Raw genomic sequence first — 23,131 nt, 5'->3', positions numbered from 1 at the left:
GGGGTCCGCTAGGAGGAGTTCGCCCGTTTCGCCCGGGATATCACCCGTTTACGTACGGCATCACCGGTACGTACTCCTTGCCACCTTTCGTTGACCCCTGAGGCCTTTCCCGCTACCTGTTCGGGGGCGGCCCCTCGATCGGGCGGCCGAGCACCCCCGGCCGCCGCTGCCACGGCAGCGGTCCGGACGGCGGCCGGTAGGCGACACCCAGGGCGTCGAGTCGCCGGTAGTGGACGGCCATCCGCCGCTCGAAGCCGGCGAAGTCCCGTTCCGCCGGGGCGGGCAGGGAACTCCAGGCCACCTCCGCGAACGCCGAGAGCCGGGGGAAGGTCTGGTAGTCGACGCGCCCGCGGTCCTCCATCACCTCGGTCCACACGTTGGCCTGCGTGCCGAGCACGTGCCCGGCCTCCTCGGGGGTCAACTCCGGCGGGACGGGCTCGAACCGGTAGACGTCCTCCAGGGTGCGCACGTACGCGATGGGCACCGGTTCGTCGGCTCCGCCGTCCTGCCGGTAGTCCAGATAGACATGCTGCTCGGGGCACATGACGACGTCGTGGCCGGCCCGCGCTGCGGCGATGCCGCCCTGGTACCCGCGCCAGGACGAGACGGCCGCCTTGTCCGCGAGGCCTCCTTCGAGGATCTCGTCCCAGCCGATCAGCCTGCGGCCGCGCTCGGCAAGCCATGTGTCGAAGTGTCCGATGAACCAGGACTGCAACCCGTCCTCGTCCGTGACCCCGAGTTCCGCGATGCGCGCCTGCGCGGTGGGTGACTGCCGCCACTGGTCCTTGAGGCATTCGTCACCCCCGACGTGAACGAACTCCGAGGGGAACAGGCCGAGGATTTCCTCGAAGACCCCTTCGTAGAAGCGCAGGGTGTCGTCGGTGGGCGCGAGGACGTTCGGGGAGATCCCCCAGTTGTCCCAGACGGAGAGGGCGGTCGTGTCGATGACGTCGGTGTTGCCGAGTTCCGGGTATGCGGTGATGGCGGCCTGCGAGTGCCCGGGTACGTCGATTTCCGGGACGACGGTGATATGCCGCTCGGCGGCGTAGGCCACGATCTCCCGGATGTCGTCCTGGGTGTAGAAGCCGCCGTGCGGCCTCTCGTCCCACAGCGGTGAGGCGCGGTGGCCGGATTTCGTGCGCGTCCGCCAGGAACCGACCTCGGTCAGCCTGGGATAGCGCTCGATCTCGACGCGCCAGCCCTGGTCGTCCGTCAGATGGAAGTGGAAGACGTTGAGTTTGTGCGCGGCCATGAGATCGAGTTGGCGCAGCACGTCGTCCTTGGGCAGGAAGTGCCGGGCCACGTCGAGCATGAGGCCGCGCCAGCGGAACCGGGGGGCGTCCTGAATGCGCGTCAGTGGCAGCCGCGGGCGCCGTCCGGGCAGCGGAGCGCGCCGGAAGGCGTCCGGGCCGAGCAGCTGACGCAGCGTCTGTGCGCCCCAGAAGAGCCCGGCGGGCCCGCCGCCGGCCAGGCGCACCCCGTTGGGCAGGACGTCGAGCCGGTAGCCCTCTTCCCCCAGTTCGGCGGTGACCGCCGGGTCGAGGGAGAGGCGGATGACGTCGTCGTCGCCGGCCTCTCCGGGAGGCAGGGGCAGGCCCGTGGCCGCGCCCAGCGTGGCGCGCAGCCAGCGTTCCGTCCCCTGCGTGCCGTCGCCCGCGCTCAGCCGGGTGGCCGGGCCCGGTGCGAAGGAGCCGTCCTGGTGAGCCGCCACGTGCCGGGGCTCGGGAATCACATCCACCACGTCAGTCCTTAACCGCTCCGCCCAGCCCGGAGACCAGTCGTCGCTGTACGAGTACGAAGAAGAGCAGCACCGGAATCGTCATGACCGTGGAGGCGGCCATCACGCCGCCCCAGTCCGGGTCGTCCGGCTTGTAGAACACCAGCAACGCCATCGGCAGCGTTGACTGGGAGGTGTCGCTGATGATGAAGGACTTGGCGAACAGGAAGTCGTTCCAGGCCGAGATGAAGGAAAACACACTCGTGGCCACCAGCCCCGGGAAGACCAGCGGGAAAAGGATCTGCCACAGAAAGCGCGCCCGGCTCGCCCCGTCGATGTACGCGGCCTCCTCCAGCGCCTCCGGTACGGCTTTCACGAACCCCCGCAGCATCCAGATCGCGAAGGGCAGCGAGAAGGCGATGTGCGGCAGGATCAGCGAGCCCAGGGTGTTCAGCTGGCCGAAGTCCCGCATGAGGAAGAAAAGGGGGATGGTCAGGGCTTCCACGGGCACCATCTGGGCCACCAGAAACATGATCAGCAAGGTGGTCCGGAAGCGGAAGCGGAATCGTGTGACGGCGGTCGCCGCGAGAAACGCGATCAACGCCGAGACGATCACGACGGTGCAGGCCACGACAAGGCTGTTGACGAAGTAGCGGCCGAATTCCTGCTGTCCGAGGACCCGTCGGAAGGAATCCAGGGAGGGGGACGCGGTCCACGGCCGCGGCTCGGTCGACTCGATCTCCCCCGCCGGTTTGAAGGCGCCGAGCACCATCCAGTAGAGGGGGAAGGCGACGACGACCGCGATCAGCAGGGCCGAGGTCTCGGCGGCCAGCCGCCACGGACGCCGCACCCGCCGTCGGAGAGAGTTCACAGTTCCTCCCCCTGCCGTCGCCGCAGCCGCAGGTATCCGACGGTGACGGCCATCAGGATCAGCAGCATCACCACGCCGATGGCCGAGCCGAGGCTGTACTCGGACGAGGCGAACGCCTGTTGGTAGGCGTACACGTTGAGGACGAGGTTCTGTCCCGCGATGCCACCGCCGCCCGTCATCACGTAGATCTGGGTGAAGACCTTGAAGTCCCAGATGACGGACTGGATGGTGACGACGGTCAGGATCGGCCGGAGCATCGGCGCGAGCACGGACCGCCAGATCCGCCACTGCGAGGCGCCGTCCAGCGAGGCGGCCTCCAGCACCTCGCCGGGTACGGCGCGGATCCCGGCGTACACCGTCACCATCACGAACGGGAAGGAGCACCACACGACTTCGAGCAGTACGAGGAGGAAGGCGCTGTAGCGCCCGTACGTCCACGAGTGGTCACCGAGCCCCAGGAGCCGGTTGACCGGCCCGAAGTCCGGGTCGAAGAGGAACAGCCAGACGGTCGAGCCGGTGACGGCCGGGGTCGCCCACGCGCCCAGCGCGGCCAGCATCAGGGCCAGGCGCGGCAGCGCGCGCACCCGGGTGAGCAGCACGGCGAGCGCGCAGCCCACCGCCAGCGTCGACCCGACGCACGCCGCCGCGAAGAGCACGGTCGCCAGCAGCACCTGCCAGAACTGCTCGTCCCCGAAGAGCTCGGCGTAGTTCCCGAAGCCCTGGAAGGTGGTCGGTTCGCCGCCGCTGACCTGGGCCTGGGTGTACCGGAAGAACGAGATCAGACCGAGCTGGTAGATGGGGTAGACGAGCAGGGCGCCGAGCACCACGAGGGCGGGCGCCAGGTAGAGCCAGGGCGTCCGGCCGGCGCCTCCCCGACGCCGTGCGCCGCGACGCCCCAGGGGGCGCGGGGCACTGCGCGACCGGGCGGGCGCGCCCGGCGGCCGCAGGCGCTCCGCGACCCCTGAACTGTCGGGCGTCATCGGCGTCACCCGGCGGAGCCGAACGCGTCGTTCATCTTCTTCGCCGCGTCCTCGGAGGCGGCCGCCACGTCCTTCTTGCCGCTGACGATCTCCTGGAACATCGTCGGCAGCACCAGCGAGGAGTCGATCTGGGCCCAGGCGGGCGAGGCGGGGACGAACTCGGTGCCGGCGGCGAGCGTCCGTACGAAGGGCTTCACGTACGGCTTCTTCGCCGCCACCTGCTGACGTACGTCCGTGAAGGTGGGCAGGAAGCCCATCGCGTCGAAGAGTCGGGACTGCGTCTTCTTCGAGGCGAGCTGCTCCATCAGGTCGACGGCGAGGGTGCGGTGCGAGGTGCTCTTCAGTACGCCGATGTTGTTGCCGCCCGCGAACGCCGGGGCGATCGAGCCGGAGGTCACCCCCGGCAGCGGGACGACCGCGTACTCGCCCTTCACCTTCCCTGCCTCGACGGCGGCGTGGCTGAAGTCGCCGCCGATCGCCATGCCCGCCTTGCCGACCGCGAACGCGGTGACCGTGTCGTTGCCGCCCATGCCCGCGCACTTGGCGGCGGGACAGTTGTCGTCGCCGAAGAGGGAGGTGTAGGCCTTGATGCCCTTCTGCGCGGCGGCGCCGTCGATGGCGGCGGCGTACGAGCCGTTCTTGCCGGTGGCCAGTTCGCCCCCGTTGGCCCAGACGAAGGGCATGGCGCCGTAGGTGTAGGCGCCGCCGACGACCAGGCCGTACAGGTCGGGCTTCGCGGCGCGGATCGCGCGCGCGGTGGACGCCAGTTCGGCCATCGTCTTCGGGACGCTCAGGCCCAGTTCCCTGAAGACGTCGGTGCGGTAGTACAGGGCGCGGACGCCGACGTAGAAGGGGGCGCCGTAGATCTTGCCGTCCACGGTGACGGACTGTCTGGCGGTGGGGTCGGTGTCCTTGGCCTCGCTCCAGTCGCCGAACTCCCCGGTCACGTCGAGGAGCCCGCCGTCGTGGACGTATCCGGCGGTGTCGGTGTTGCCGTACTCGATGACGTCAGGGGCGGACTTCGGGTCGTTGAAGGCCGCCTTGACGCGCTGGGCGCGGGTCTCGACCGGGATGTACTCGACGTCGACCTTCGTGTCCTTGTGGGCCTTCTCGAAGGCGGCGACGACGGAGTCGACGGCCTGTTCCTTCGGCTTGTTGCCGACCTCCTGGAAGAGCCAGACGCGCAGGGTGCCGGTCTTCCTGTCCGTGGGGGAAGAGGAGTTGTCGGACGTCTGGGGGGCGCAGGCGGTGACGACCACAGCGGTCAGGAGCACGGCCAGCCGGGCGGGGAGCTTCATGGAGCGATCCTCCGAGTGTTGCAACATATGCAATGACTGTTTCGCTCTGCACAACACACTCGAGGCTATGGACTACATGAACATGCCGACAAGAGGTCTCAACCACTCTGTGACCACCCGACGCATCCCGTGCAACGGTGGGACCCCGACAGAAACGGCAAAGGCCCCCGTGACGCGTCATAACGCGCCTCGGGGGCCTCGTGGATCTCGGGCGGGGAGGAAGGGCTACTTGTCGCCGCCCTTGTCCTTGTCGCCGCCGCCGGCGCCCATGGACTCGTAGATCTCCTTGCACATGGGACACACCGGGTACTTCTTCGGGTCGCGGCCCGGCACCCACACCTTGCCGCACAGCGCGACGACGGGCGTCCCGTCGAGGGCGCTCGCCATGATCTTGTCCTTCTGGACGTAGTGGGCGAAGCGCTCGTGGTCACCGTCGCCGTGGGACACCTGCGGCGCCGGCTCTACGAGGGTCCCCGTACCAGTACCTCGCTGCGGCTGGGGCTCGGGCTCAAGAGTGCTCATAGCAGCCAGGATACTGAAGCCCACACGCATCAGTTGAGCGAAGGATCGTCCGGGTAGGTGGCCACCATCGCCAGCTCGTTGCGCTGGCGGCGCAGGACCTCGCGCCAGAGTCTCTCCGGCGACGGGCAGGAGACGTCTCCGGGCTCCGACTCGACGACGTACCAGGCGCCCTCGACGAGTTCGTCCTCCAGCTGGCCGGGGCCCCAGCCGGCGTACCCGGCGAAGATCCGCAGCGAACCGAGCGCGGAGGCCAGCAGTTCCGGCGGGGCCTCCAGGTCGACCAGACCGATCGCGCCGTGCACCCTGCGCCAGCCCAGCGGGGTCCCGTTGAGCGAGGCGCCGCCCGGGATCACGGCGACGCCGAGCGCCGAGTCCAGGGAGACCGGGCCGCCCTGGAAGACGACCCCGGGTTCCCCCGCCAGGTCGGCCCAGCCCTCCAGGATGTCGCCGACGTCCACCGGGGTCGGACGGTTGAGGACGACACCGAGGGAGCCCTCCTCGTCGTGGTCGAGAAGGAGCACCACCGCACGGTCGAAGTTCGGGTCCGCCAGGGCGGGCGTTGCCACGAGCAACCGCCCTGTGAGCGAGGACACCTCGGTCATGCCAGACATGATCCCGCATCTTCCCATCCCGTGGGGAGGCAATGGGGGTACGGGAGGGAATGCAGCTCAGGGCGGAAAGAAGCGCCCCCGGCGCACGCTCGCCCCGGTGACCCCATGTGCCCGTCGGGGAACCGTTCGTGTTGTGACACAGCTATGACGCGGCTGGGGCGTCCTTGGGCTTACGGAAGGGGGGTGGGCGGCGATTACCCTTTCCCTTCTGGCCCCTGCCCGACTCATCGGAACGCGAGATACATGACCGTCAACGGCTCTGACGACGTACTGCTTGTCCACGGCGGAACCCCGCTCGAGGGCGAGATCCGTGTTCGTGGTGCGAAGAACCTCGTACCGAAGGCCATGGTCGCCGCCCTGCTGGGCGGTGAGCCGAGCCGTCTGCGCAACGTGCCGGACATCCGGGACGTGCGCGTGGTCCGTGGACTGCTGCAACTGCACGGCGTGACGGTCCGTCCGGGTGAGGAGCCGGGCGAGCTGGTGATGGACCCCTCGCACGTCGAGAGCGCGAACGTCGCGGACATCGACGCGCACGCGGGTTCGAGCCGCATCCCGATCCTCTTCTGCGGCCCGCTGCTGCACCGTCTGGGCCATGCCTTCATCCCCGGACTCGGCGGCTGCGACATCGGCGGCCGGCCGATCGACTTCCACTTCGAGGTGCTGCGGCAGTTCGGCGCGCGGATCGAGAAGCGGGCGGACGGCCAGTACCTGGAGGCGCCGCAGCGACTGCGCGGCACGAAGATCCGGCTGCCCTACCCGTCGGTGGGCGCGACCGAGCAGGTACTGCTGACGGCCGTCCTCGCGGAAGGCGTCACCGAGCTCTCGAACGCGGCCGTGGAGCCGGAGATCGAGGACCTCATCTGCGTCCTGCAGAAGATGGGCGCCATCATCGCGATGGACACCGACCGCACCATCCGCATCACCGGTGTGGACGAGCTCGGCGGCTACGACCACGGCGCACTCCCGGACCGCCTGGAGGCCGCCTCGTGGGCGTCCGCGGCGCTGGCGACCGAGGGCAACATCTACGTCCGCGGCGCCCAGCAGCGCTCGATGATGACGTTCCTGAACACCTACCGCAAGGTGGGCGGCGCCTTCCGGATCGACGACCAGGGCATCCGCTTCTGGCACCCCGGCGGCCAGTTGAAGTCGATCGCGCTGGAGACGGACGTGCACCCCGGCTTCCAGACGGACTGGCAGCAGCCGCTCGTGGTGGCCCTCACCCAGGCCACGGGCCTGTCCATCGTCCACGAGACGGTGTACGAGTCCCGGCTCGGATTCACCTCCGCGCTCAACCAGATGGGTGCACACATCCAGCTCTACCGCGAGTGCCTGGGCGGCTCCGACTGCCGCTTCGGCCAGCGCAACTTCCTGCACTCGGCCGTCGTGTCGGGCCCGACCAAGCTCCAGGGCGCCGACCTGGTCATCCCCGACCTGCGCGGCGGCTTCTCCTATCTCATCGCCGCCCTCGCGGCCCAGGGCACCTCCCGGGTGCACGGCATCGAGCTCATCAACCGCGGCTACGAGAACTTCATGGAGAAGCTCGTGGAGCTGGGCGCGAAGGTGGAACTGCCGGGCAAAGCCCTGGGCTGAGTGACCGGCCGGTGACGGCACCGGCCGGCTGTCGGCGTCGCAGCACACCACGAAGGGGCGGCACCCGGAAGAACCGGGCGCCGCCCCTTCGACGTCGCTCACCTGCCCTACGCCGTCCCGTGGCGTACAGGCGGCAAGGTCACTTGCCCTTGGCGGCTTCCTTGAGCTTCGAGCCCGCGGAGACCTTGACGCTGTAGCCGGCCGGGATGTCGATCGGGTCGCCGGTCTGCGGGTTGCGCGCGGTACGAGCGGCACGGTGGGTGCGCTCGAAGGTCAGGAAGCCGGGGATGGTCACCTTCTCGTCACCCTTGGCGACGATCTCACCGACGGTCTCGGCGAACGCGGCCAGAACGGCGTCGGCGTCCTTGCGGGTCACCTCGGCGCGGTCGGCCAGCGCGGCCACCAGCTCACTGCGGTTCATGTTGTTACTCCCGTGTTCTTCTTGCTGTTGAGGCGTGACACGCGGCGGAGCCGCATGTTGGGTACAGCGAAGCCGATGCTGCCAGGGTCTGCGGTGAGCCCCCGGACCCGGGTCCGTCGTCAGACCCTCGCGCCCAGAGACGCATCCTGCCCCTACCTGCGGCGGGAAAGCCAATCCGGCACCCCCAGGAGTCGTGAGAACACCCTTGGGAGTCACACGGGGAGCGCCGCGGCCTCGGACTGGTGACGCTCCGTGGTGGGCTTCAGCCTGGCCGACACCTTAAACGGCCTCCTGAGGGCCCGGGTTCCACGACGCGCCGATGTCAGGCCTGTCGTGGCGATCCTCACAACCGGCACACACCCCGGGCCCCGCGGGCACCGCAGCCTACGCGGTGGCGCCCGCCGCCTTCGCGGCCTCGCGCACCGCGCCCGCGACGGCGCCCGCGACCTTGTCGTTGAACACGCTGGGGATGATGTAGTTCGCGTTCAGCTCGTCCTCGGTCACCACGTCGGCGAGGGCGGTCGCGGCGGCGAGCATCATCTCCGTGTTGACGGTGCGGGACTGCGCGTCCAGCAGGCCGCGGAAGACACCCGGAAAGACCAGCACGTTGTTGATCTGGTTCGGGAAGTCGGAGCGGCCGGTGGCGACGACCGCGGCCGTCTGACGGGCGATCGCCGGGTCGACCTCCGGGTCGGGGTTCGCGAGCGCGAACACGATGGCGCCTTCGGCCATGGCGGCCACGTCGTCGCCGTCGAGGACGTTCGGGGCCGAGACGCCGATGAAGACGTCCGCGCCGCGGACGGCCTCCTTGAGGGTGCCGGTCAGACCCTCGGGGTTGGTGTTGTCGGCGATCCAGCGCAGCGGCGAGTCCGCGGCGGCCTCGACCAGGTCCTCCCGGCCGGCGTGCACGACGCCGTGGATGTCGGCGACGACGGCGTTCTTGACGCCCGCGGCGATCAGCAGCTTGAGGATGGCCGTACCGGCCGCGCCCGCGCCGGACATGACGACCCGGATGTTCTCGATCGCCTTCCCGGTCACACGCAGGGCGTTCATCAGGGAGGCGAGGACGACGATCGCCGTGCCGTGCTGGTCGTCGTGGAAGACGGGGATGTCGAGGGCCTCGCGCAGCCGCGCCTCGATCTCGAAGCAGCGGGGCGCGGAGATGTCCTCCAGGTTGATGCCCGCGAAACCGGGGGCGATCGCCTTCACGATCTCGACGATCGCGTCGGTGTCCTGGGTGTCCAGGCACAGCGGCCAGGCGTCGATGCCGGCGAAGCGCTTGAAGAGGGCCGCCTTGCCCTCCATGACCGGCAGGGCGGCCATGGGGCCGATGTTGCCGAGACCCAGCACGGCCGAGCCGTCCGTCACGACCGCAACGGAGTTGCGCTTGATGGTGAGGCGGCGGGCGTCCTCGGGGTTCTCGGCGATCGCCATGCACACCCGGGCCACGCCCGGCGTGTAGATCATGGAGAGGTCGTCACGGTTGCGGATGGGGTGCTTGGACTGCATCTCGATCTTGCCGCCGAGGTGCATGAGGAACGTACGGTCCGAGACCTTGCCGAGGGTGACGCCCTCGATCCCGCGGAGCTCCTCGACGATCTCGTCGGCGTGCCCGGTGGAGCTGGCCGCGATGGTGACGTCGATCCGGAGCTTCTCGTGGCCGGAGGCGGTGACGTCGAGGCCGGTGACCGAGCCTCCGGAGGACTCCACGGCGGTGGTGAGCTGCGAGACGGCGGTTCCGCTCGCGGGCACCTCCAGCCGGACCGTCATCGAGTAGGAGACGCTGGGCGCCGTTGCCATGCCGACTTCCTCTGCTTTCACCGTGTACTTGCGCGTGCTGCACGTACTGCTGGGTCGCGGGTTCGCGGTCCGATCGTCGCACCTACCGCCGAGTACGCGGTAGCCGCCCCGAATTGCGATCGTTGTGTTCTCAGCAAAGGAGGCCCACGTCACATCGTGACGTGGGCCTCCGCTTGCTCAGTGACACCGACCCGCCATGCTCGCCTCGCGGCAAGTGGTCGCTCGTAGCGACGAAGGTTGGGCCCGGGGGCTTGGATCGGGCCGGTGTCACACCCAGGCTAACAAACAGATCCCGGAAGGCCATTCCCATCCCGGGAGTTCATCCGGATCGGCCCGGACGGACGCCGGCGATCAGTCCCTGAGGAGATCCGGAATCCCGTCCGCGTCGGGCTGGTCCCGCTCGGCGGACACCACCGTGAGCTGCTGGGTCGCCCGGGTGAGCGCCACGTACAACACGCGCAGCCCCGCCGGGGACTCGTCCGCGATCTCGGCCGGGGAGACGACGACCGTCGCGTCGTACTCCAGGCCCTTCGCCTCCAGGCTGCCCAGGGCCACCACCCGGTCGCCGAGTCCGGTGAGCCAGCGTCCGGCCTCCTCACGGCGGTTCATGGCGACGACGACGCCGACGGTGCCGTCGACGAGGTCGAGGAGCCGGGCTGCCTCGGCCCGAACGGTCCGCGCCAGGTCCGGCGACTCCCGTACGGCGGGTTCCCGTACGGCGGACCCGTGTCCCTTCGTGGTCGCCACGAAACGGGGCCGCACCCCCGTGGAGCGGACGGCCGACGGGGAGCGGGAGCCCGGCATGGCGAGCGCCAGGACCTTCGCCGCCAGCTCGGCGATCTCGGAGGGGTTGCGGTAGTTCACCGTCAGCTCGAAGCGGCGGCGCGGACGGCTGCCCAGGGCCTCGTCACGGGCCTGGGCCGCCTCGTCGGGGTCGGACCACGAGGACTGCGCCGGGTCCCCGACGATCGTCCAGGTGGCGTGCCGGCCGCGCCGGCCGACCATGCGCCACTGCATCGGCGTCAGGTCCTGCGCCTCGTCGACGATGACGTGGGCGTACTCGACGCGCTCCAGCGCCAGCCGCTCGGCCCGCTCGCGCTGGGTCTCCTCGCGCACGGGCATCAGCTCGTCCAGGCCGGTGAGCTGGTCGAGCGGGTCCAGCTCGCGCCGCTTGCGCGGACGGGCGGGCATGCCGAGGATCGCCTGGAGCTCGTCGAGCATCGCGATGTCGTGCACGGAGTGCCCGTCCCGCTTGAGCGAGCGGGCCGTTCGGCGGATCTCGCCGGGGTTGAGGATGCGCCGGGCCCAGCGCCCGAGGCGCCGCTCGTCGGCCATCGCCGCCAGGACGGCGGCCGGGGTCAGCTCCGGCCACCAGGCGTCCAGGAACTGGATGAAGCTGTCCTCGGAGCTGACGTCCTCGTCGAAGGAGGAGCGCAGTTCGGCGGCCAGTTCGGGGTCCGTGTGCCGGCCGGCCGAGCCCGACCGCGCCCACAGGGCGTCCAGGAGCAGCTTGCGGGCGCGGGGGCGGAGCAGGTTGACGGGCGCGGTGCCGCTGAGGGCGCTCTCGCGGACGCGATCGAGCTCCGCGGCCTCCAGCTCGAGGCGGCGGCCGAAGGCGACGACCCGCAGCAGGGTCGGCGAACCGTGCGGTTCGAGGGCTCCGCGCGCGGCCTTCCGCAGCACCTTGAGCATGCGGTACGAGCCCTTGGCGCGGGCCACCGCCGGGGCGTCGTAGAGCGTGGCCTCGGCGCCGTCGACGAGGGAGCCGATGGCGCGGATGGCGACCTGGCCCTCCTCGCCGAGGGAGGGCAGCACGCCTTCGGTGTACGCCACGAGCAGCGGGGTCGGCGAGACGATCAGGATGCCGCCCGCGTACCGGCGCCGGTCCTGGTAGAGCAGGTAGGCCGCCCGGTGCAGGGCGACCGCCGTCTTCCCCGTTCCCGGGCCGCCCTCGACGTACGTCACGGAGGCGGCGGGGGCGCGGATCACCATGTCCTGCTCGGCCTGGATGGAGGCGACGATGTCCCGCATGGTGTGGCTGCGGGCCTGGCCGAGAGCGGCCATCAGGGCGCCGTCGCCGATGACGGGCAGCCGGTCGCCGTCGAGGAACGCCGTCAGCTCCGGTCGCATGAGGTCGTCCTCGACTCCGAGGACGCGCCGGCCCTTGGAGCGGATGACGCGGCGGCGCACGACCCGGCCCGGATCGACCGGGGTGGAGCGGTAGAACGGGGCGGCGGCCGGTGCCCGCCAGTCGATGACCAGCGGCGCGTAGTCGGAGTCCAGTACTCCGATGCGGCCGATGTGCAGGGTCTCGGCGATGTCGGCGGTGCTGTCGTCCCGTACGGCACCCTCGGCGGGCTCTACGGCCGTGTAGGCGCCGTCGGGCCCCTTCCTGCCGTCCCTGCCGGGCAGCAGGTCGATACGGCCGAAGAGGAAGTCCTCGAACTCGTTGTTCAGGCGGTTGAGGTGAACTCCCGCCCTGAAGACCTGCGCGTCACGCTCGGCCAGTGCGCCGGGCGTGCCGACCTGACCGCGCTTGGCGGCGTCGTTCATGAGGAACTCGGCTTCGTGGATCTTCTCCTCGAGCCGGCGGTACACCCGGTTGAGGTGTTCCTGTTCGACGCTGATCTCTCGGTCCCGCACCGAATCCAGTGCGGCCTTGTCCTGATCCGAGCCGACCGCGGTTTCCTGCTGAGCCTGAGCGGCCACCGGGCCCCCTTCTGACGTGCTGGGCAGCCGTCAACCGTACGCGAAGGGGGCCCTCGGAAGCTACGTGTGTGCTTACACGTTGATTTCGACCAGTTGTTTGCCCGGGAAGGTCATGACCTCGAAGTGGTCGATCTCGCCGGGCTTGAAGGCCGCTCCGCCGCCGATGTACAGCGGGTTCTTGGCCTCTTCCTTCGTGGCGTCCGGCAGGCCGTAGCCCCAGTTCGGGACGGACCAGGACGACACCGTCTCTCGCTCGCCGTTCTTGCCGACGGCGATCAGGGAGCACTTCAGCGGGCCCTTGACGTTCTTGAGCTGGAGGACCGCCTGGGTGCCCCAGTCCTTCTCCGCCATCGCGACCGTGCCGGTGACCTTGGTCGACGAGTCCGTCGCCGTGGCCTTGTCGGGCAGGCTGTTGAAGAGCTGCTGCGCGGCGGGCGGGGCCGCCTCGTTGGTGCCGCTGTCCGAGTCGCCGCCGCTCGCCGCCATGACGGTCAGCGGACCGCCGATGATCAGCGCGGCCGCGGCCGCCACCAGGTAGAAGCCACGCCTGCGCTTGTGGGCGCGGCGCTCGGAGACCTCGTCGACCAGCTTCTCCGCCAGCCGTGGGCTGGGCCTGGCGGACAGCGACTCCCCGATGGCGGGTGTCCCGGAGCCCGGCAGGTCGGCGAGCGCGGCCAGCATCGGTTCCATGCCGGCGAGCTCGTCGAGCTGCTGGGCGCACCACTCACAGGTGGCGAGATGGGCCTCGAAAGCGGTTGCTTCGCCGTCGTCGAGAATGCCGAGGGCGTAGGCGCCGACGGTTTCATGCTCGTTCGGACCCGGAGATCCCATCATGGGGCCAGACATACCCGAACCACCCGTTCCGAATCCCCCGTAAACACTCATCACGCCGTCACCCCCCGCTCCTCCAGTGCCAGTTTCATCGACCGAAGGGCGTAGAAAACCCTTGAGCGCACGGTGCCACTGGGGATGCCCAGCGTCTCCGCCGCCTCGTTGACGGTACGCCCCTTGAAGTACGTCTCGACGAGTACCTCCCGGTGGGCCGGGGTCAGGTCGTCGAGCGCGTCGGACAACGTCATCAGCCACAGCGCCTTGTCGATCTCGTCCTCCGCGGGGATGACCTCCAGCGGCGACGGATCAACCTCCTGCGGCCGGGCCTGCCGGCTGCGGTGGCCGTCGATGACGATGCGCCGGGCGACCGTCACCAGCCAGGGGCGTACCGATCCGGTCGCTCGATTGAGCTGGCCGGCGTTCTTCCAGGCACGGATGAGCGTTTCCTGGACCACGTCCTCGGCCCGCTGCCGGTCTCCCGCGACCAGCCGGAGTACATACGCAAGGAGGGGTCCGGCGTGCTCCCGGTACAGGGCACGCATCAGCTCCTCATCAGGTTCCGAGGGCTGGGACATGCGATGTCGGGCCCTCGATCCACGTTCATTGGCCACGACAGAATCCTTGCGCACGCCCACCTCCGATGTCCGGGGGTTCCCCCAGTCGGTCGCTCGTCCACAGGTACGGCGGGGGGTGCTGGTGTGTTCAACGTGACACGACAGTTTTCTGCGGGGTGACGTGACGAGGCCGGACATGAGCGCACATTCCCACCGCGCGATCTTTACATTTCCACCACACTGGAAAGATCGCGGCGGCTGCCCGGCCCGCGCCGAAGGTAAACGAGGTGTAATCGAAATCACTTCGACAATGGTTTCACAGAAGCCGCATATAGGGCACCCAGGTGGGCTCGCAGGTCACTCAGGCGCGCGCGAGCGCCGCTCGACGGCGGTGCCGGGCCACCCTTTCCCGGTTCCCGCAGACCTCACTGGAACACCAGCGCCTCCTGCGGCCCCGCGACGAGTCCAGGTAGACGATCGGGCAGTTGTCGCCCGCGCACTGGCGCAGCCCCGCCCGGGCGACCGGGTCGGTGAGCAGCTCGACGGCGTCCCGGGCGATCGCGCCGAGCAGCGCCCCGCAGTCGGGGGGTCCGGCCAACCCTCGTACGAGGGTGCCGTCCTCGCCGCGCACCGCACACGGGGCCGGCGGCGCGGCGCGGGCGAGCTGGTTGACGCGGGCGAGCGCGAGGTCGTACGGATGACTCTCGGGCGGCAGCCCACCGGGCACCAACTGGGCGACACGACCGCGCAGTTCGCGGAAGCCGACCAGCCAGGAGGCGTCCGTGTGCGCCAGCGCGGTGCCGGCCGGGACGAGTCCGGAGGCCGTGATCCAGGCGCGCAGGACCTCGACGGAGTCGAGCCGTTCCTCGGGATGGGTGGTCGCGAGAAGATCGAGACAGATCCGCCCGGCGTCGAACCGCAGCTCGCAGAAGACCGTGGCCGTACCCAGTGCCATGTGCCTGTCACCGCCTAGGGGTTGCCCCCGGTCATGTGTCATGAGGGCTGGTGAAGTGCCGGAGAGGGGGCTGAGGAACCGTTCCTCTCCACAGTGCCCGCCCGCCCGCGCCGCCGGAACCCCCCGCACCGGGTGCGCGTGGACGACGGCGTATGCGACCGCGCGCCTGAGCCATGTCCCGCCCCGCTCCCCGCCGGTTGGCTGATCCGCATGACACACGACAGCAGCGGGCGGCGGACGGCCGCCGGAGGAGTACTGGGCGCGGCCACGGTCGCCACGGGTCTGATCGCCGGGGTCTTCTACGTCTTCGCCTGCGCCGTGATGCCGGCCGTGGCCCGCAGCGACGACTCCGTCTACGTCGACGTCGTCCGCGACATCAACGACGTGATCCAGAACCCGGTGTTCCTGCTGAGCTTCCTGGGCGCTCTGCTGCTGCCGGCGATCTCGGCCTGGCAACTGCGTGCCGCCCGCGGCCTGCGCGGCTGGATCTGGGCCGCGCTGGCCGCCTACGCACTGGCCTTCGTGATCACCGTCGCCGTCAACATCCCCCTGAACAACGCCCTCGCCGACGCGACCGACCCGGCCACGGCACGCGAGAAGTTCGAGGACACGTGGCTGACGTGGAACGTCGTACGGGCGGTGCTGTCGACAGCGGCGCTGGGCTGTCTGACCAGAGGACTGATGATCTACGGCCGAACGACCGGAGCCTCCCACGGCTGACCAGCCCGTCCCAACGCAACGCGAACGGACACCATCCAGCCCGCCCGACGCGGACCCTCACCCTCCAGCCCGTCCGGCACCATCCAGCCCGTCCGGCGTTTGAGGACAAGGCCCGTTCAGGGCCGGAGGGAAGAGACAGCGTGCCGACTCACCTGTCGGCGTACTTCGCGTCGGCAGCCGGGTCCAGCGCCAGCCGATAGCCCCGCTTGACCACCGTCTGGATCAGTTTCGGCGCCCCCAGAGCCGTACGCAGCCGGGCCATGGCCGTCTCGACGGCGTGTTCGTCCCGTCCCGTCCCGGGCAGCGCCCGCAGGAGTTCGGCGCGCGCCACGACCCAGCCCGGCCGCCGCGACAGCGCCCGCAGCAGCGACATGCCCGCCGGCGGTACGGGGCGCAGCGCGCCGTCCACCAGCACCGCGTGTCCGCGGATCTCCACCCGGTGCCCGGCGATCGGCAACGCCCGCGCCCGTCCGGGCAGTTCCTGGCACAGCAGCTGTACGAGGGGGCCGAGCCGGAAACGCTCGGGCGAGACCGTGTCGACGCCCAGCGACTGCAACGGCAGCGCGGTCACCGGGCCGACGCAGGCCGGCAGCACGTCGTGGTTGAGGGCGGCGAGCAGTTCGGGCTGCAGGCCGCGCACCTCGGCCCGGGACAGCAGGGAGGCGGCCGCGGGAGCGCTGGTGAAGGTGAGCGCGTCCAGGCCACGGGAGACGGCGGCGTCCAGCAGCCGGTCCACGGGACCGATGTCCTCCGGCGGCATCCACCGGTACACGGGCACGCCGAGCACCTCCGCTCCCCCGACCCGCAGCGCCTCCACGAACCCGGGCAGCGGCTCGCCGTGCAGCTGTACGGCGACACGGCGTCCCTCGACGCCCTCCTCCAGGAGCCGGTCGAGCACCTCGGCCATGGACTCGGAGGCGGGTGACCACTCCTCCGTCAGTCCGGCGGCCCGGATCGCCCCCTTGACCTTGGGACCGCGGGCGAGCACCTCGACGCCGCGCAGTCTGGCCAGGAGTTCCTCGCCGAGACCCCAGCCGTCGGCGGCCTCGATCCAGCCCCGGAAGCCGATCGCGGTGGTGGCGACGACGACGTCCGGCGCGTGGTCGATGACCTCCTTGGTGGCGGCGAGCAGTTCGCTGTCGTCGGCGACCGGCACGATGCGCAGGGCCGGGGCGTGCAGGACGGCGGCACCGCGGCGCTGGAGCAGCGCCCCGAGCTCGTCGGCCCGGCGCGCGGCGGTCACGCCCACGGTGAAGCCCGCGAGGGGGCCGTGGTCCGGTCGCTGCTGTTCGTCGTCCATGGTTCTCGTCCCGCACTCGGAGTCGTTGCACCTACAGGAGGTGTTGTCGGACCTTCATGCCGATCGAGCCTGTCAATGGTGCGTGACAGGCTCGGTTCGGCTTGATGTCGCTGGTGTTACGTCACACCTCGACGTAGCTGAGCTGCGGCTTCGCCTCCGTTGCGGAGGTGCTGTGCGCCTCGACGGCCGGGCGGCGAAGGTATACGGCCCAGGTGACCGCGAAGCAGGCGCCGTAGAAGGCGAGGAAGGTGACGAAGGCGCCGGTGCCCGAGCCGTTGCTCAGGAAGGACTGCCGGAAGGCGAGGTTGATGGCGACGCCGCCGAGCGCGCCCACCGCGCCGATCAGGCCCATGGAGGCACCCGACAGCCGCCGCCCGTAGGCCGCCGCCTCTTCGCCCTCAAGCCCCTTGGCGAGGGCCTTCGTCTGGAAGATCGCGGGGATCATCTTGTACGTCGAGCCGTTGCCGAGCCCGCTGAGGACGAACAGCACCACGAAGACGCTGACGAACAGGGGCAGCGACTTCTGCATGCTCGCGACGATCAGGACGGCGGTCGCGGCGCCCATGCCGACGTAGTTGTACAGGGTGATCTTCGCGCCGCCGTACCGGTCGGCGAGCCAGCCGCCGACGGGCCGGATCAGGGAGCCGAGCAGCGGGCCGACGAAGGTGAGGTACGCGGCCTGCAGCGGCGTACGGCCGAACTGGACCTGGAGCACCTGACCGAAGGCGAAGGCGTAGCCGATGAAGGAGCCGAAGGTGCCGACGTAGAGGAAGGCCATGATCCAGGTGTGGGCGTCCTTCGCGGCGTCCTTGGCGGCTCCGGTGTCGTTCTTCACGGACGCGAGGTTGTCCATGTAGAGCGCGGCGAGGACGGCGGCGACGAGGATGAGCGGGATGTAGATGCCGAGCAGGACGCGGGGTCCGCCGCTCGCGCCGATGACCGCGAGCGCGATCAGCTGGATGACCGGGACGCCGATGTTGCCGCCGCCGGCGTTGAGCCCGAGCGCCCAGCCCTTCTTCCTGAGCGGGAAGAAGGCGTTGATGTTGGTCATGGAGGAGGCGAAGTTGCCGCCGCCGATGCCGGCGAGCAGTCCGACCACCAGGAAGGTGTTGAAGGACGTCCCGGGCTTCATCACGGTGAACGCGGCGATGGTCGGGACGAGCAGGAGACTGGCCGAGATGATGGTCCAGTTCCGGCCGCCGAAGATCGCGACGGCGAAGGTGTAGGGCACCCGCACGACCGCGCCCACCAGCGTCACCATCGAGGTGAGCAGGAACTTGTCGGCCGGGGTGAGGCCGTACTCCGGGCCCATGAAGAGCACCAGCACGGACCACAGGGTCCAGATCGAGAAGCCGATGTGCTCGGACAGGACGGAGAAGAACAGGTTGCGGCGGGCGACCTTCTCTCCGGTCTCGTTCCAGAAGGTCTCGTCCTCCGGATCCCACTGCTGGATCCAGCGGCCGCCCCTGCTCGGGGGTGCGGGGGCTGTGCTAGGGGCTGTCATGACGCCTCCACGGTGCTCCGGGGCTCGGCTCAGGGGAGATGAGCGGTGATGAGTCCCGAAGGTAGGGAGGGCGCGTTTCCGTGCTGTGGCTGTGAGTGACCGGAAAGGAACGTTGCTCTCACCCCGCGGGAAGGCGGGATGAGAGGTCGGGACGAGGACCGCCCGCGCTGACCGACGGTCCCCGCCGTCCCGCTCATGCCCTGTGGGCTCCCGCCCGCCCCCGCCCGGCTCCGCCGGCCGGCCACAGTCGCGGCTTCCGTTTCGCCGCCACGTCCTCCATCCACCCGAAGCAGAGGATGCAGCCGGCGACGAGGATCCAGGTGAGGAGCAGGACCGGCCAGGAGCTCTCCAGGAGCCAGGGCGCGTGCAGTTCGAGGACCTCGAAGCCCCACAGCTGGTCCCACATGGTCGCGGCGGCCACGATGCACACGTTGTGCCAGAGATAGACGGTCACGGCACGGGAGTTGAGCAGGGTGACCAGCTTGTCCCAGCGGCGCAGCCTGCGGGGCCACTCGGACCACGAGGGGCTGAAGTGCAGCAGGAGCAGCACCGTCGAGACGGACCAGAGGGCCTGCCCGAAGGGGATGTCGTCGAGGTCGTGGCCCGCCTTGAAGCCGTGCGTCAGCGCGTACCACAGGCCGAGGAGGGCGACGGCCGGGGCCACCGAGGGGACCGCGTAGCGCGGGATGCGCTTCAGGATGCCCTCCTGGTGGGCCATGCCGAGGATCCAGCAGGCGCCGAAGGTGGCGAAGTCGACGGCGGCCGAGTCGATCCGCGAGTACGGGATGGTGAGGTAGCCGAACTCGAGGGTCGCGCACAGGGCGATCGGGGCGAGGATCGTCGCCCACGGGAGCGCCCGCAGGGCTTTGAGGAGCACGGGCGAGAGCAGGACGAACCAGAGATAGGCGCGGATGTACCAGAGGGGTACGGCGAGCTCGGAGGCCCAGTCCCCGCCGATGAGACCGTGGATTCCGGCCAGGCTGTCGGCGGCCGGCGGTTCGCTCAGCGGCAGGATCCAGAAGGTGAGGTGCAGCCACCACCATCCCGGGTGGCCCTCGGCGTCCGGCCCCCAGCCCTGCAGCAGCATGCCGGTCACACCGATCGCGCCCAGCAGCCACAGCGGGGGCAGCAGCCTGCGCATGCGGCCGCGGATCACCTCGATCGGCGGGCGACGTTTGAGCGAGCGGGCCATGAGGTTTCCGGCCAGCGCGAACATGACGCCCATGGAGGGGAACACCACGGGCAGCCAGGCCCAGCCCATGAGGTGGTAGAAGACCACCCGGAAGAGGGCGATGGCCCGCAGCAGGTCGAAGTAGAGGTCGCGGACCGGTGCCCGCCGGGTCTGCTCGGCGGGCTGCGCCGTCCGCGCGGTCTGCTCCGGTTCCGCGGTCGCGTCCGTGCCGGCGGGCCCGGCGGCAGTACCGGCCGGTCCGGCGGGAGTGGTGGGCGGCCCGGAAGGTGTGGTGGGTGCCGTCACGTCCGTGGCTTTCTGGAGTGGGATACGGGCCGTCGGGAACGGGTCGACCGGCGGTATGGCGCTCATCGGACCGGCCTTCCGTCCAGGACCTCCCCGCGCGGGGCGGGTGCGGTGGCCGGCGGGGCGGAGACCCCGCCCTTGCGCCGCAGCTTCTGCCAGCGCAGGCGGCCGCCGGTGAGGGCGGTGATCCAGGACTGGAGCAGGACGACGTACATGAGCTGCCGGTAGAGGATCTGTTGCAGGGGCAGGGAGACCAGCGGGGCCGGTGACTCGCGGTCGAGGGCGAAGGAGTAGCCGGCGCAGACCGCCTGGATCGCCAGGACGCCGAACCAGGCCGCGACCGTCTTGCCCGTCGGGCCGAAGATCAGGCCGTAGAGCAGGAAGATGTCGATCAGCGGGGCCAGGAGCGGGGCGAGCACCATGAACAGGGACACCAGCGGCAGGCCGACGCGGCCGAAGCGGCCGGAGGGGCCCCGTTCGACGAGGGCGCGGCGGTGCTTCCAGATCGCCTGCATGGTGCCGTAGGACCAGCGGTAGCGCTGCGACCACAGTTGCTGGACCGACTCCGGGGCCTCGGTCCAGGCGCGGGCCTTCTCGGCGTAGACGACGCGCCAGCCGTCGCGGTGCATCGCCATGGTGATGTCGGTGTCCTCGGCGAGCGTGTCGTCGCTCATCCCGCCGACCCGTTCGAGGGCGGTGCGCCGGAAGGCGCCGACCGCGCCGGGGATCGTCGGCATGCAGCGCAGGACGTCGTACATGCGGCGGTCGAGGTTGAAGCCCATCACGTACTCGATGTGCTGCCAGGCGCCGATGAGGGTGTCCCGGTTGCCGACCTTGGCGTTGCCGGCGACGGCGCCCACGCGCCTGTCGCCGAAGGGCTGCACCAGTTCCCGGACGGTGGACGGTTCGAAGACCGTGTCGCCGTCCATCATCACGATGATGTCGTGCCGGGCGTTGGCCAGACCACGGTTCAACGCGGCCGGCTTGCCCGCGTTGAGCTGACGGATCACCCGCACCTCGGGCAGGCCCATGGACTCCACGAGCCGTGCGGTCCCGTCGGCGGAGCCGTCGTCGATGACGAGGATCTCGATCGGGTGCTCGCTCTCCATCAGGGAACGGACCGTGTTCTCGATGCACTTGGCCTCGTTGTACGCCGGCACCAGCACCGAGACCGGTTCGGTGACCGGCGGCCCCCAGCGGAAGCCGCGCCGCCGGACCCGCCGCGCGTGGACTCCGGACAGCACGAACATCAGGCCGAAGCGGGCGATGACGAGGGAGCCGATGACCGCGAGGCCGACCACCAGCACACCGGTGATCTCGTCCGAGGCCTGGACCAGGAAGATCCATGCCTTGCCCTTCCACAGGCCGACCCCCGTGACCGGGGTGTGGGCGCTGGGCGCGTCGAGGGCCTCGGTGAGGTTGTCGAACGCGTAGCCGTCGGCCTTGAGCTGCGGCAGGAGCCTGTCCAGGGCCTGCACGGTCTGGTGGCGGTCGCCGCCTGAGTCGTGCATCAGGACGATCGCCCCCTTGCCGCCCTTCGGGGTGGCGTTGCGGGTGATCTGCCCGACGCCGGGCCTGCGCCAGTCCTCGCTGTCGACGCTGGTGACGACGGTGATGTAGCCGCGGGTGCCGATGTACCGGGTCACCGGCCAGGACCGGTTGTCCATGGCGTCGGCGAAGGAGGAGTACGGCGGCCGGAAGAGCGAGGTGCGGATGCCGGCCGCGCCGGTGATCGCCAGCTGGTTCTGCGACAGCTCCCAGTCGATGCGCTTGCGCGACTGGAAGGACAGGTCGGGGTGGTTGAAGGTGTGCAGGCCGACCTCGTGGCCCTCGGCGACCATGCGCCGGACCAGGTCCGGATAGCGCGAGGTCATGGTGCCGGTGACGAAGAAGACCGCGTGCGCGTGGTGCTTCTTGAGCACGTCCAGGACCTTGGGCGTCCAGACGGGGTCCGGTCCGTCGTCGAAGGTCAGCACGAGCCGGTGGTCGCGCACCTTCAGGGTGGTGGTGCGGCCGCCGCGGGTGTCGATGACCGGGCCGCCGTCGAGGATCTTCTGCGGCACCTTGTCGGCGGCGGCCTCGGAGCGGACGCGGTGGTCGGCGAGGATCTCGCTGTGTACGTAGCCGCGCAACATCAGCATCGCCATCAGCGCGGCGAGGACGAGTACGGGCAGCAGCAGGCGCATGGACAGACGGCGGCGCCGGGGACCGTCGCCGGTCCGGGCCGCACGCCCGCCACGGCGGGTGCGGTGTGCCATCAGGAAGCGGGCTCCTGGTTCGAGGAGGGCGTCGTGGACGGCGCTGCGGAGGGGCTGGACTGCGGGACGGGGCCCTCGGCGACGGGCGTCGGATCGCTCGGGCCGTTGGGCACCGGGGCGTTGCCGGGGTCGGGGCTGTTGCCGACGGAGGCCGTGGGTTCGGGCGAGGCGCTCGCGCCGCCGGTCGGGGCCGTCGGTTCGGGCGTCGCGGAGCCCTGGGTCGGGGCCGGGGTCGAACTCGGGATGATCACGCCGGTTCCCGGAGCCGGGGTGGTCTTGCCGGCGGCGGGCGAGGTGGCGGCCGACGCGCCGGGCCGGGGACTGCCGGAGGCACGGGAGGCGCCGGGTGAAGCGCTCGGCCGGCTGCCCGGTTTGGGTGTCGTGCCGTCCGCGGCCGTCGGGAGCGTGCCGGGTGGGGCCACTCCGACGAAGCCGGTGGGCGCCGTCGACTCCTTGGGCTTCGGCGAGGTGTCGACCGTGCCGGCCGGCTGCTCGTCCTGCTGGCCCGGAACCGGCAGCCAGGGCGCGTTGGAGTTGCCGGACAGCAGGGTGACGACGATGACGACGGCGTAGACGGCGCAGGACAGCCCGACGGCCATGCCGATCCGGCGGTACCTGCGGCTGCGGCGGCCGGACTCGTCGACGAAGACCGGTGCGTCGGAGCTGTCGGGGCCACCCTTGCCCGGCTGGACGAGGAGATCGTCCGCATCGCCACCGACATCGTCGAGTTGGACCGTGACCTCGTCCGGGTCGTGCTCGTTGAGTTCGCCGGGCACGTCCCAAGGGTCGCGCAGGGCGCCGGAGTTCTCGGCCGGACCCTCCGCGGCCAAGCTCCTGACCCCGCTCGCCGTCGAAGGGCTTCCGGCACCACCGCCGGAGGACACGATGTCGGCCTCGCGCGACGAGGCGAACACTCCGGTTCCACTGCTGTCCGGAAATGACTGGGTCGCGCCACCATTTGCAACAAGTTCACTGATCGCGTTTGCGACCTCTGGCCATGGCGACTGGGCTTC

At 70.3% G+C, this 23,131-nt stretch carries 19 protein-coding genes; 2 read left to right on the top strand and 17 right to left on the bottom strand.

The features are described from left to right. Positions 1-112: 112 nt before the first annotated feature. The 6 genes from OG985_RS28075 to OG985_RS28050 all read right to left on the bottom strand — a co-directional run bounded on the left by OG985_RS28075 (position 113) and on the right by OG985_RS28050 (position 5,990). Positions 113-1,738 (bottom strand): beta-N-acetylhexosaminidase, encoded by a 1,626-nt coding sequence (locus tag OG985_RS28075; RefSeq protein ID WP_371671116.1) that lies wholly within the window; start codon positions 1,736-1,738, stop codon positions 113-115. A 4-nt stretch (positions 1,739-1,742) separates the two neighbouring features. Continuing rightward, positions 1,743-2,588, bottom strand: coding sequence for a carbohydrate ABC transporter permease (locus tag OG985_RS28070; RefSeq protein WP_371671115.1), 846 nt, complete (start codon positions 2,586-2,588; stop codon positions 1,743-1,745). Next, on the bottom strand, positions 2,585-3,568 hold the full coding sequence (locus tag OG985_RS28065; RefSeq protein ID WP_371671114.1) for a carbohydrate ABC transporter permease: 984 nt from the start codon (positions 3,566-3,568) through the stop codon (positions 2,585-2,587). The genes OG985_RS28070 and OG985_RS28065 overlap by 4 nt, the downstream gene beginning before the upstream one ends. A 5-nt stretch (positions 3,569-3,573) precedes the next feature. Next, positions 3,574-4,866, bottom strand: coding sequence for an extracellular solute-binding protein (locus OG985_RS28060; protein ID WP_371671113.1), 1,293 nt, complete (start codon positions 4,864-4,866; stop codon positions 3,574-3,576). Between the two features lie 225 nt (positions 4,867-5,091). After that, the gene (locus OG985_RS28055; protein ID WP_371671112.1) at positions 5,092-5,388 is read right to left on the bottom strand and encodes a DUF3039 domain-containing protein; all 297 of its coding nucleotides are present in this window, start codon (positions 5,386-5,388) and stop codon (positions 5,092-5,094) included. A 29-nt stretch (positions 5,389-5,417) separates the two neighbouring features. Continuing rightward, positions 5,418-5,990: a YqgE/AlgH family protein gene (locus tag OG985_RS28050; protein WP_371674515.1), complete on the bottom strand. Its 573-nt coding sequence runs from the start codon at positions 5,988-5,990 to the stop codon at positions 5,418-5,420. A 252-nt stretch (positions 5,991-6,242) separates the two neighbouring features. Here OG985_RS28050 and murA point away from each other — a divergent pair, with 252 nt between their 5' ends. After that, positions 6,243-7,589 (top strand): UDP-N-acetylglucosamine 1-carboxyvinyltransferase, encoded by a 1,347-nt coding sequence (murA, locus tag OG985_RS28045; RefSeq protein ID WP_371671111.1) that lies wholly within the window; start codon positions 6,243-6,245, stop codon positions 7,587-7,589. A 139-nt stretch (positions 7,590-7,728) separates the two neighbouring features. Here murA and OG985_RS28040 read toward each other — a convergent pair whose 3' ends face one another. The 6 genes from OG985_RS28040 to OG985_RS28015 all read right to left on the bottom strand — a co-directional run bounded on the left by OG985_RS28040 (position 7,729) and on the right by OG985_RS28015 (position 14,859). Beyond that, on the bottom strand, positions 7,729-8,010 hold the full coding sequence (locus tag OG985_RS28040; RefSeq protein WP_006374476.1) for an HU family DNA-binding protein: 282 nt from the start codon (positions 8,008-8,010) through the stop codon (positions 7,729-7,731). A 384-nt stretch (positions 8,011-8,394) separates the two neighbouring features. Beyond that, on the bottom strand, positions 8,395-9,810 hold the full coding sequence (locus OG985_RS28035) for an NAD-dependent malic enzyme (RefSeq protein WP_371671110.1): 1,416 nt from the start codon (positions 9,808-9,810) through the stop codon (positions 8,395-8,397). A gap of 351 nt (positions 9,811-10,161) precedes the next feature. After that, a complete protein-coding gene (locus OG985_RS28030) occupies positions 10,162-12,519 on the bottom strand; it encodes a UvrD-helicase domain-containing protein (protein WP_371671109.1) in 2,358 nt (785 codons plus the stop codon). Positions 12,520-12,591: 72 nt separating this feature from the next. Beyond that, the gene (locus tag OG985_RS28025; protein ID WP_371671108.1) at positions 12,592-13,404 is read right to left on the bottom strand and encodes a zf-HC2 domain-containing protein; all 813 of its coding nucleotides are present in this window, start codon (positions 13,402-13,404) and stop codon (positions 12,592-12,594) included. After that, the gene (locus tag OG985_RS28020) at positions 13,404-13,925 is read right to left on the bottom strand and encodes a sigma-70 family RNA polymerase sigma factor (RefSeq protein ID WP_010039908.1); all 522 of its coding nucleotides are present in this window, start codon (positions 13,923-13,925) and stop codon (positions 13,404-13,406) included. The genes OG985_RS28025 and OG985_RS28020 overlap by 1 nt, the downstream gene beginning before the upstream one ends. A 340-nt stretch (positions 13,926-14,265) precedes the next feature. Then, the gene (locus OG985_RS28015) at positions 14,266-14,859 is read right to left on the bottom strand and encodes an ABATE domain-containing protein (protein ID WP_371671107.1); all 594 of its coding nucleotides are present in this window, start codon (positions 14,857-14,859) and stop codon (positions 14,266-14,268) included. A gap of 210 nt (positions 14,860-15,069) precedes the next feature. Between OG985_RS28015 and OG985_RS28010 the strand changes: the two genes are divergently transcribed. After that, the gene (locus OG985_RS28010) at positions 15,070-15,579 is read left to right on the top strand and encodes a DUF1772 domain-containing protein (protein ID WP_371671106.1); all 510 of its coding nucleotides are present in this window, start codon (positions 15,070-15,072) and stop codon (positions 15,577-15,579) included. 148 nt (positions 15,580-15,727) lie between these two features. Here the strand turns inward: OG985_RS28010 and OG985_RS28005 are convergent, their stop codons facing one another. From OG985_RS28005 to OG985_RS27985, 5 genes are all read right to left on the bottom strand, one after another. Next, a complete protein-coding gene (locus tag OG985_RS28005; protein WP_371671105.1) occupies positions 15,728-16,879 on the bottom strand; it encodes a uroporphyrinogen-III synthase in 1,152 nt (383 codons plus the stop codon). Between the two features lie 121 nt (positions 16,880-17,000). Then, positions 17,001-18,383: a nitrate/nitrite transporter gene (locus OG985_RS28000; protein ID WP_371671104.1), complete on the bottom strand. Its 1,383-nt coding sequence runs from the start codon at positions 18,381-18,383 to the stop codon at positions 17,001-17,003. A 193-nt stretch (positions 18,384-18,576) separates the two neighbouring features. Next, on the bottom strand, positions 18,577-19,926 hold the full coding sequence (locus tag OG985_RS27995; protein WP_371671103.1) for an acyltransferase: 1,350 nt from the start codon (positions 19,924-19,926) through the stop codon (positions 18,577-18,579). After that, positions 19,923-22,118, bottom strand: coding sequence for a glycosyltransferase (locus tag OG985_RS27990; RefSeq protein WP_371671102.1), 2,196 nt, complete (start codon positions 22,116-22,118; stop codon positions 19,923-19,925). The genes OG985_RS27995 and OG985_RS27990 overlap by 4 nt, the downstream gene beginning before the upstream one ends. Further along, positions 22,118-23,032, bottom strand: coding sequence for a hypothetical protein (locus OG985_RS27985; RefSeq protein WP_371671101.1), 915 nt, complete (start codon positions 23,030-23,032; stop codon positions 22,118-22,120). Before OG985_RS27985 ends, OG985_RS27990 begins: the two co-directional genes overlap by 1 nt. Positions 23,033-23,131: the final 99 nt, after the last annotated feature.

Origin of the sequence: Streptomyces sp. NBC_00289, assembly GCF_041435115.1 — a bacterium.
Classification (GTDB): Bacteria; Actinomycetota; Actinomycetes; order Streptomycetales; family Streptomycetaceae; genus Streptomyces.
The sequence above is the reverse complement of the archived record's forward strand: the minus strand, read 5'-3'. Positions and strand labels throughout refer to the sequence as shown.

What these genes read in the sequence shown, in the direction of transcription:
- OG985_RS28065 (WP_371671114.1), bottom strand. Translation starts at nt 3,568, where the DNA reads ATGACGCCCGACAGTTCAGGGGTCGCGGAGCGCCTGCGGCCGCCGGGC.
- OG985_RS28060 (WP_371671113.1), bottom strand. Translation starts at nt 4,866, where the DNA reads ATGAAGCTCCCCGCCCGGCTGGCCGTGCTCCTGACCGCTGTGGTCGTC.
- OG985_RS28055 (WP_371671112.1), bottom strand. Translation starts at nt 5,388, where the DNA reads ATGAGCACTCTTGAGCCCGAGCCCCAGCCGCAGCGAGGTACTGGTACG.
- OG985_RS28050 (WP_371674515.1), bottom strand. Translation starts at nt 5,990, where the DNA reads ATGACCGAGGTGTCCTCGCTCACAGGGCGGTTGCTCGTGGCAACGCCC.
- murA (WP_371671111.1), top strand. Translation starts at nt 6,243, where the DNA reads ATGACCGTCAACGGCTCTGACGACGTACTGCTTGTCCACGGCGGAACC.
- OG985_RS28040 (WP_006374476.1), bottom strand. Translation starts at nt 8,010, where the DNA reads ATGAACCGCAGTGAGCTGGTGGCCGCGCTGGCCGACCGCGCCGAGGTG.
- OG985_RS28035 (WP_371671110.1), bottom strand. Translation starts at nt 9,810, where the DNA reads ATGGCAACGGCGCCCAGCGTCTCCTACTCGATGACGGTCCGGCTGGAG.
- OG985_RS28025 (WP_371671108.1), bottom strand. Translation starts at nt 13,404, where the DNA reads ATGAGTGTTTACGGGGGATTCGGAACGGGTGGTTCGGGTATGTCTGGC.
- OG985_RS28020 (WP_010039908.1), bottom strand. Translation starts at nt 13,925, where the DNA reads ATGTCCCAGCCCTCGGAACCTGATGAGGAGCTGATGCGTGCCCTGTAC.
- OG985_RS28015 (WP_371671107.1), bottom strand. Translation starts at nt 14,859, where the DNA reads ATGGCACTGGGTACGGCCACGGTCTTCTGCGAGCTGCGGTTCGACGCC.
- OG985_RS28010 (WP_371671106.1), top strand. Translation starts at nt 15,070, where the DNA reads ATGACACACGACAGCAGCGGGCGGCGGACGGCCGCCGGAGGAGTACTG.
- OG985_RS28005 (WP_371671105.1), bottom strand. Translation starts at nt 16,879, where the DNA reads ATGGACGACGAACAGCAGCGACCGGACCACGGCCCCCTCGCGGGCTTC.
- OG985_RS28000 (WP_371671104.1), bottom strand. Translation starts at nt 18,383, where the DNA reads ATGACAGCCCCTAGCACAGCCCCCGCACCCCCGAGCAGGGGCGGCCGC.
- OG985_RS27995 (WP_371671103.1), bottom strand. Translation starts at nt 19,926, where the DNA reads ATGAGCGCCATACCGCCGGTCGACCCGTTCCCGACGGCCCGTATCCCA.
- OG985_RS27990 (WP_371671102.1), bottom strand. Translation starts at nt 22,118, where the DNA reads ATGGCACACCGCACCCGCCGTGGCGGGCGTGCGGCCCGGACCGGCGAC.